We start from the raw sequence: 9,007 nt of genomic DNA, 5'->3' as shown, positions 1-9,007 counted from the left end.
TGCATCGTGAAAGTTTTCAGGAAAATCGGGAGTTTTAGGCATGACATTAACGGGATGAACAACAGGCTATTTAAAGTATAAAGGCAATCGCAGAATTCGTGACATATTTTGAAAATGAAATTGGTATTATACCAATCGTGCTTTCTAACTACCGTAATGAGCATGGTGATATAGACGACAGAGCAAGGCGGAATGACGAGTAATAGTGGGGCTATTTATGCCCTCGGGTATTGCGAGGAATTCCAACGCAGGGTTGGCATCCATATCGCCAGCGCAATAGCGTAGTTAGGAAGTTCGATTGGTATTAGTAACAAAAAAACCCGGCAGCTCATTGAGCTCCGGGTTTTTTACTATCGGTTAACCGAGCTGATTATTCAGCTTCGATAAACACCTTGATAGTTGCAGCAACGTCAGAATGCAGCTGGATACCAACGTCGTACTCACCAACAGCACGGATTGGGCCTTCTGGCAGACGGATTTCGCTCTTGGCAACAGCAACACCGGCAGAAGTGATGGCTTCGGCCAGGTCACGAGGACCGATAGAACCGAACAGCTTGCCTTCGTCGCCCGCTTTGGCGATCAGGGTCAGTTCGATTTCAGCCATTTCTTCAGCGCGCTTCTGAGCACCGCTCAGTTGATCGTTAGCCGCTTTCTCAAGCTCAGCACGACGAGCTTCGAAAGTAGCCAGATTCGCTTCAGTAGCAGGCAGAGCCTTACCAAAAGGAATCAGAAAGTTACGGCCATAACCGTTCTTAACGGTGACCTTGTCGCCCAGCTTACCAAGCTTGGCAATTTTTTCGAGCAGGATTACTTCCATTTCGCTAGCCTCTATCTAGTACCTGTCATCCCTGATGCAGTCGGTTATTCGCGCGAGCGCGAAAATCAAAAAGACTGTCCAGACATGCAGTTAAAACAATGACCGGGTACGCCAGTTGCGTGACAAAAATCAACAGGATGTAAAACCCTACCAACCAGAAGCTTCCAAGTTGTCTCATTCCGACCAGTCCATGGATCATGGCAAGCCCCGCCACCAACAGTGGCAGCGTAGCTGCAGGAACCAGCACCAGCAGGAAAGGCACAAAGGTTGCCCCCACCAGGGTGAATGCCAGAAGCCCCATGGCTACCGTTAATGGCAGTCGGATCTGATGAAATTCTTCACGAAATCCACCCGGGTTATAAAGTTGTGCCTGCCAGGATCTGGCCAGCACCAACCCGAGAATGCAACTCACCAGGTTAAACCAGGTGACCACACCAATAACCCCGTATTCCACCAACGGCCTTATGCCTGCTACTAAGTCGTCCGTACTCTGCCCTGCCTGCTTAACGTAGTCACGAATAAATGTCATGACTAAATCGCTGATCAGGGAGATTTGCTGTGGAGCCAGCTGTGCCAGTATCAGAGCAATTAAAGCTCCGGCAGGCAGCAGCGCCAGTAGTGTTTTTTGCCAGGAAACCGTTTGGCGTAATACCAGGGCCAAAGCCACGGTAGTTGTCAAACCGATGATCGTGGAGAACTGTCCCATTGCTGCCCAGGCAATACCCGGCAACACCGCCCAGGCGAGCATTTTCAGCCCTTCACTGGCACCGCGACGCAGTACGACCAGTGAAATGATGGCTGCACTCACCCAGAAGAGCATGGGAATACAGGCAAACACAGTGGCCAGGACCATTGCCTGTTTCGGGCCACGCATTGCCAGTTCCGCCAGTCCACGCATCAGCTATACCCTATGAATTAATCAGTGACGATCGGTGTATGGCAGCAGAGCCACGTAACGAGCGCGTTTGATCGCTGTTGCCAGCTGACGCTGGTAACGAGCCTTGGTACCGGTGATACGGCTAGGAACGATCTTGCCGGTTTCAGAAACATAAGCTTTCAGAGTGTTCAGATCTTTGTAATCGATCTCTTTCACGCCTTCAGCGGTAAAACGGCAGAACTTTCTGCGACGGAAAAAACGTGCCATGGCAACGCCTCCTTGGATTTATGCTTGTATGGTAAAGAGCTGGTTAAAGCATGAACCTGAGCAGTCGTGAATGACTGCGAGTCAGGTCTTACTCTTCAGACTCTTCTACTTCGTCTTCAACGGCTTCTTCAGAGGCACGTTCTTCACTGCGGTCTTCACGGCGGTCTTCACGACGATCGTCACGACGATCACGCTTCTCTTCAGACTGCAGCATGATAGAAGCTTCAGTAACGGCTTCATCACGACGAATAACCATGTTACGGATTACCGCATCGTTGTAGCGGAAGTTTTCCGTCAGCTCATCCAGAGTTTCGTTACCGCACTCAATGTTCATCAGAACATAGTGAGCTTTGTGGATCTTGTTGATTGGGTAAGCCAGCTGACGACGACCCCAGTCTTCAAGACGGTGTACCTTGCCACCATTTTCGGTGATAGCGCGAGTGTAGCGCTCAACCATGGCAGGTACTTGCTCGCTCTGGTCAGGGTGGACCAGGAAAACGATTTCGTAATGACGCATTATTTGCTCCTTACGGGTTAAATAGCCTCCTGCTCTGTTCGAAAAATTTCTATTTAAAGCAGTAAGGCAAGGAGAGTGTGAGCGCAGGCGCTCACCGATTACTACACTCACAATGAATAGCCCCTCTTAATCGAGAAGTACCATTGAGAGCGAAATATACGCCGGACAGATTGGCCGGATCATATAAAGAGCGGGAATTCTAGAGATTTGTTACGCTGGTTGCAAGGGGAGACACTGCCTGCCCCATTGGTAATATCCGGTATCACGATGGTGATTTACCTCTTTAGATATACAATCAAACCATCAGTCCGATAGGGGGCCGGGCAGGCTATGATAATAAATAGCTGACAATAAACAGGAAGTCCTCCCATATCCATAAAAGCTGATAACATACTCACTCCATTTACCCCTTAATGCTTTAACGCATCAAAAGGCAATATGAAACAAGGGCTTGCATAAAGGATGGCTGCTCAAATGGGTCTATTTCGGAACCACTTGATAATGAGAGTTATGTTCTAAAAATTGATATAGGCTCCAGAGAGCTCGAACCCTCAGCTACCGACAGTTTGACAGTTTCTTTTACCGGGAATGTCTACCCACTATCATTGAAGTATGGCCCATCACGAAAGCACAGCACTCATTCATAAACCGAAACGGCGAATCGGCCCTTGGCTTCTTGTCATCCTGTTTTTTTCTGCATCAGCCTGGGCAGCAAAACCTCTGACTTATAAAATCAATGGGTTAGACAAAGAGTTGAAGCAAAATGCGTCACTGTATCTTGATAACCTGCCTGCCATCAAACCCAGACAACTTGATGAATACCGGCTTGAAATCAGGGAAGCATTGCAAAAGTCACTAAGGGCCCTGGGCTATTACCAGCCTACCATTGAATTTCACAGAAGCAGGAAGACAACCAATCAGCTCACCATCAATATCAACCCCGGCCAGCCGGTTATCATCCAGTCCCTGCAAGTCAGTCTGGAAGGTGATGCCAGAAAAGACCGGGCGTTTAAACGGCTGATCAGGCAGAACCGTCTTAAAGTAGGCGATGTGCTGAATGATGGTGAATATGAGTCTCTGAAAACAGGACTCAATGATCTGGCCCTTACTCGCGGTTATTTTGATGCTGACCTGAGTGAACACCAGATAAAAGTGTACCCGAACAAACATACGGCTGACATTTCTCTGACCATGAATTCTGGCAGACGATATCGGTTCGGGCCGGTTATTTATGACGCCCCGGTTAGTAAGGCTACCCGTGAGTTGCTTAATACCATGATCAATTTTGAACGGGGACAACCGTATCGCTCTGAAAAACTCAGCCAGTTGAATATGGATTTTTCAGCAACCGGGTACTTTAAGTCCATTGAAGTCCGCCCTCTCAAGGATAAAGCGGTTGATGCCGAAGTTCCGATTTTCGTCAGTGTGATCCCAAAAACAGCCTGGGAGCTTGAAACAGGTATCGGTTTCTCAACGGACGAAGGCCCGAGGGTATCCCTGAGTATTGATAATCCATGGATGGATGAAAAAGGCCACAGTTTTACCAGCGACATTAAAGTATCCCAAAAAGTACAGGAACTCAGTGGGCGCTATAAAATCCCGTATGGCAACCCCCTCCTCGAATACTACAGCCTGGACGGTGGTTACCAGAGAACCACAATACAGGATACAGACAGTCAGCTTGTTTCCGCTTCGATTAACAAGTGGAAAAAGCGACTGGGTAACTGGGATCAGGACTTCTTTATCCGGGTGGATTATGAGAACTACACCCAGGGGCTGCAGAACAGCAGTAACCTGTTGCTGATCCCAGGCATGTCATTTGATCGCCGGAAAGTGGTTGGCAACCCAATGGATCCACGCTCCGGACATCTCTACAACATAAAAATCGAAACCTCTGCCAAGGCCTGGCAGTCCGACGCTGACTTTATCAAAGTGTGGGGTCGGGCCAAATGGCTGACCACGTTCTTCAAGCATCACCGGTTTATCAGCAGAATCGAGCAGGGCGCTATCTGGGTGGATGAAATTAAAAACATTCCTCCCTCCATCCGGTTTTTTACCGGTGGTGACCAGACAGTCCGTGGCTACAGTTATGACAGCATATCCCCAAGGGACAGCAGCGGTCAGCTGATTGGTGGCCAGTACCTTTCTGTCGCCAGCATTGAGTATGACTATGAAATTATTGATAACTGGCGCATTGCCTTCTTTGTTGACAGCGGAACATCAACCAACTCCTACAAACAAGATCAGGTTGAATGGAAAACAGGGATAGGTCCAGGCATACGCTGGGTTACGCCCTTAGGTCCTTTAAAGCTGGACTTTGCCTTTGCCATCAGTGAGCCCGGCTCTCCCTGGCGAATCCACTTCTCCATGGGGCCTGATCTATGAACAGAGCTCCAAACCGTAAATCTGAAGATGCTGAGACAGCCCCAAGAGGAACAGAGCAGAGCCCTGTGAAAAGAGCCTCTCTGATAAAACGGTGCATATTAGTCACGGCAATCTTCCTGACTACCCTGGTCATACTTGCATCACTGCTGCTTTTTACTCAGACTGGCAACGCCCTGCTCTGGCGCCAGCTGAGCAACTCTCTTCCCGCACTTGCTGGAGAGCTGACTGAAGGTCAGCTGATGACAGGCTGGAATATTAAGAATTTCCAATGGCAGGATAGCCAGGTCACTTTCCAGGCAGATGAGATAACGCTTAAGTGGCAACTTGCAAAACTGTTAACAAGGCAGCTGCCGGTTCAGCTGGTGGAAGTCAAAGGCGGCAACCTTGAGATTCAGCCAGCAGCTGAAGAGACAAATCCGTCAGAGCCCCCGACTGCTGATACAACCATCAACATTCCTCTGGATATTCTGATCAATCAGATCCATATCCAGAATTTTAGCGTCACGGTCCCTGGAACAAAGATTTCCCTGGAAACCTTTACCGCAAACGCCCATTTGCTGGATAGCCAGCTGCTTATCCCTGAAGCTCTGGCAGATAATCTTCAGATTTTGTTAACAAACCAGGAAAGCGCAACGCCAACCTCAAAGACTTCAACGCTCAAAAAACAAACGTCGGCAGGAGTTGATCTCTCAACAATCACACTTCCGGAAATAAAGCTCCCAATTCCTATCAGTCTGGAAAATTTCACACTGACGAATGCCCGCTATCAGCAGGGTGATATTGATGAAACACTTAAAGAGCTGAAGCTGAGTTTCAACTGGCAAGCGACTCACATCACCAACCTCAAACTTAAGGCAGAGCAAACCAGGGCAAATATTCTTTTAAACGGTGAGATACAGCTATCTGAAAATTACCCATTAACTATGAACCTGGATGCCACAATTCTGGATGATTTCAATATCCCTGAGCTGACAGCCATTAAAGGAGATAAGCTATCACTGGAAGCCTCAGGAGATCTCACTAAGCTGCAATTGCTGCTTTCCACTGAAGGCTCAATCAATACGACACTTGAAGGAAATATTGGCCCTTTTGCCCCCAACTTTCCTCTAAACCTTGCGCTTAAGTGGCCCAAGCTCCAATGGCCACTACAAGGTAAGTTACCAGAATTCTCAACTTCCAACGGCGTAGCCAGGATTACTGGCAACCTTAATCAATATCAGCTCTCACTGGACGCTGCCATGAAAGTGGCTGATCAGCCAGCAACTCAGATGAGTTTAGATGCCTCTGGCAGTTTGGAGCAGCTGAATATTAAAACACTGTCACTCAACCCTGCTGATGAAAGAAATCTTTCAGAAAAACCTCTGATCCTGACCGGAAACGTTAGCTGGAAAGATGGGGTTAACTGGCAAGGGCATATTCTTCTCTCAAAACTGAAGCCAGAGTTGTGGCTGCGTGACCTTCCCGGAGTGTTGAGTGGCAAAATAAACACTCAATTCATTATGAGGGATGGTTCATGGCAGCTAAGCATCCCGGAGCTCAACATCAATGGTTCACTGCAGAACAATGCCCTGGAGCTAAAAGGCAGACTGGAAGCAGACAATCGTGCCAGGTCAGTGGCCTTGCTACCTCTTAAGGTCAATATTCAAAACCTGTATGCCGCGCTTGGCGATAACCGTCTTAGCATCAGTGGACAAATCGCAGAACAGTTATCCCTGACAGCCAAACTTGATGCAAATACTCTGGACGTTATTTCCCCTGAACTGAATGGCTCCATAAAAGGCAGCGTTAAACTCTCTGGGAGCGATGAACATCCAAAGCTCTTATTCAGTTTTGATAGTCCGTCTATAAACGTTCAACAGGCCAGCTTCCGCCAATTAAACGTTAATGGTGAATTAACCAAAGCGACATTACTGGAAGGTAACATCACTGTTGAGGCGGGCTCTCTAAACAGTGGCAGTATTCAATTGAAACAGTTACAGCTAAATGCCAGCGGCAGTGAACGGAAGCATCAAATATCTTTTAAGTCTCAGGGCGAACCGTTGTCCGGCGAGCTGCTCATTAAAGGGGGATGGCAGGGAGCCCATGGCAATAACAACGCGAAATGGCAGGGTCAATTAGCCAGTGCCAGTATAGCCTCACCGGTGGATAACTGGTCTCTGGAAAAGCCCGTCAACATTCTGCTGAATCCTACAAATGAAGTAAGACTGACTGAACAATGCTGGCTCGCCAAACCCGCAAGGCTCTGTATTGACGCATCAACATTTTCAGCCAGTCAAGGAGCGACACGCTTCCAGCTATCAGACTTTAACCTGTCAAACCTGAAACCATTCCTGCCAGAAAACCTTAACTGGCAGGCCATACTCTCAGGCAGCGGTGATATCCAATGGAATAATGACCATCCAACAGCACATATCCAACTCCAAACCACTCCGGGTGAAGTCACCAGTAATTCAGAGAATCCGGTTTCCGTGAAATACCAGAAACTCTCAACTGTTATTAACCTTAACGAGGATGATCTCAAGGCAGAATTTAACTTTGACTCAAAACAACTGGGAACTGCCCATATCAATCTGGCCATCGACAATATACAAAGTGACCAGAAACTGAGTGGGCAAGCCAGGCTGCAGGATATGCGCCTGTACTTTCTGCAACCACTGATTCCGGATATTAGTAACATTGATGGCGTTTTATCAGCTGACACGCGCATGAGCGGAACACTGAAAGAACCCCTGCTTTTCGGCAACCTGAAACTCAGTGAAGGACAACTGGCCGCCAAACAGGAAATGGTCAAAGTCAGCAGTCTGATCACTGAGCTGAATGTGGATGGCAATAAGGGTGACATCAGTGGAAGCATGAAGGTAGGCGATGGAGAAATGCAGTTGTCAGGTAACCTGGACTGGCAACAAATGCCCCCTTCCGGTGTTATTGAAATCAAAGGCCAGGACCTTGGAGGCAAAGTTCCAGGAATCCTCCAGCTGAGAGCCTCTCCCAATTTGAAGCTGACGATGGGAGAAGCTCAAACCCTGACCGGTAACATTACCATTCCCTGGGCAAGAGTGAGAATCAAGCAACTGCCCAAGCAGGCCGTTACCCCCTCAGATGATGTCGTGATCATCACTCCGGGAACCAGAGAAACTCTGTTGCACGCAGCTCCTCCATTCTCCATGGATGTGAATGTGGTATTAGGCAAAGATATCAAAATTGACGCTTATGGTCTGAAGTCAGATCTTGGAGGGCATTTGCTGCTTGACCTCCAGCCTGGAAAACCAATGGTTGCCGATGGTTCTATTCAACTGATCAATGGCCGCTACCATCAATTTGGTCAGGATCTGCTGATTAAAGAAGGTAACATTATTTTCTCCGGCCCCCTCTCAAGCCCTTACCTTGCAGTCAATGCAATACGAAATCCTGAAAGTATAGAAGACGATGTATCAGTAGGTATTCAGGTTAGCGGACCACCATCCCGACCGGAGTTTTCCATATACTCTGACCCATCCATGTCACAGCAGGAGCAGTGGTCTTACCTGCTCAGAGGCCGGGGACTCGAAGATGGTGACAGTTCGGCAGTACAGTCCATGCTGATCGGTTTCGGTGTCAGTCAGTTTGGTGGTGTAGTTACATCCATTGGTGAAAAAATCGGTCTTTCTGACGTCACTCTGGATACTCAGGGCAGCGGTGATGATACTCAGGTCACCATTGGCGGCACGATTGCCCCTGGTCTGAGGGTTCAATATGGCGCCGGTGTTTTTAACTCCATTGCCGAAGTTAAAGTGCGCTACGAATTAATGCCACGACTTTACCTTCAGGCCATAAGCGGTGTTGCCCAGGCTATAGACCTTTTCTATCAGTTTAAAATTGAGACAGGGAAAAAATAGATCTATTCAGACTCAGACTGAAGGAAGCTAATACCCCAGAACGATTTGACTCGGCGCATTCAAGTATTGCCTTTAACCGATCATAGCGATAACTATCTGGTAAGCTATTTATTCGCGACTCTGTTTTCTTCACTAAGATTTAATACCAATCGTAATTTCTAAATCCTTAACCTGAATCCAGCTATGCTCAGGCATCATTACCAAGCATTTTATCTGGAACAGATGTCTCGTCGACCACAGCTACCCGAAGGTTTTGGGCATGTTGATTT

At 47.9% G+C, this 9,007-nt stretch carries 6 protein-coding genes; 2 read left to right on the top strand and 4 right to left on the bottom strand.

What is annotated here, in order from left to right; genetic code table 11:
* Nucleotides 1-370 precede the first annotated feature (370 nt).
* The 4 genes from rplI to rpsF form a co-directional block, all read right to left on the bottom strand.
* Nucleotides 371-817 (bottom strand): 50S ribosomal protein L9, encoded by a 447-nt coding sequence (gene rplI / locus AK963_RS21735; RefSeq protein WP_066017519.1) that lies wholly within the window; start codon nucleotides 815-817, stop codon nucleotides 371-373.
* A 25-nt stretch (nucleotides 818-842) separates the two neighbouring features.
* Entirely contained in the window at nucleotides 843-1,715 is an 873-nt protein-coding gene (locus tag AK963_RS21730) for a hypothetical protein (protein WP_066017518.1), read from the bottom strand.
* Between the two features lie 21 nt (nucleotides 1,716-1,736).
* Entirely contained in the window at nucleotides 1,737-1,961 is a 225-nt protein-coding gene (gene rpsR / locus AK963_RS21725; RefSeq protein WP_020584246.1) for a 30S ribosomal protein S18, read from the bottom strand.
* A gap of 88 nt (nucleotides 1,962-2,049) precedes the next feature.
* On the bottom strand, nucleotides 2,050-2,478 hold the full coding sequence (gene rpsF, locus AK963_RS21720) for a 30S ribosomal protein S6 (RefSeq protein ID WP_066017517.1): 429 nt from the start codon (nucleotides 2,476-2,478) through the stop codon (nucleotides 2,050-2,052).
* 612 nt (nucleotides 2,479-3,090) lie between these two features.
* Between rpsF and tamA the strand changes: the two genes are divergently transcribed.
* Nucleotides 3,091-4,863: an autotransporter assembly complex protein TamA gene (gene tamA / locus AK963_RS21715; protein ID WP_083232834.1), complete on the top strand. Its 1,773-nt coding sequence runs from the start codon at nucleotides 3,091-3,093 to the stop codon at nucleotides 4,861-4,863.
* Nucleotides 4,860-8,738, top strand: a complete 3,879-nt coding sequence (gene tamB / locus AK963_RS21710) for an autotransporter assembly complex protein TamB (protein WP_066017516.1) — start codon at nucleotides 4,860-4,862, stop codon at nucleotides 8,736-8,738. The genes tamA and tamB overlap by 4 nt, the downstream gene beginning before the upstream one ends.
* The last annotated feature ends 269 nt before the right edge of the window (nucleotides 8,739-9,007 follow it).

The organism is Endozoicomonas atrinae, assembly GCF_001647025.1.
GTDB classification, from domain to species: Bacteria; Pseudomonadota; Gammaproteobacteria; order Pseudomonadales; family Endozoicomonadaceae; genus Endozoicomonas; species Endozoicomonas atrinae.
The sequence above is the reverse complement of the archived record's forward strand: the minus strand, read 5'-3'. Positions and strand labels throughout refer to the sequence as shown.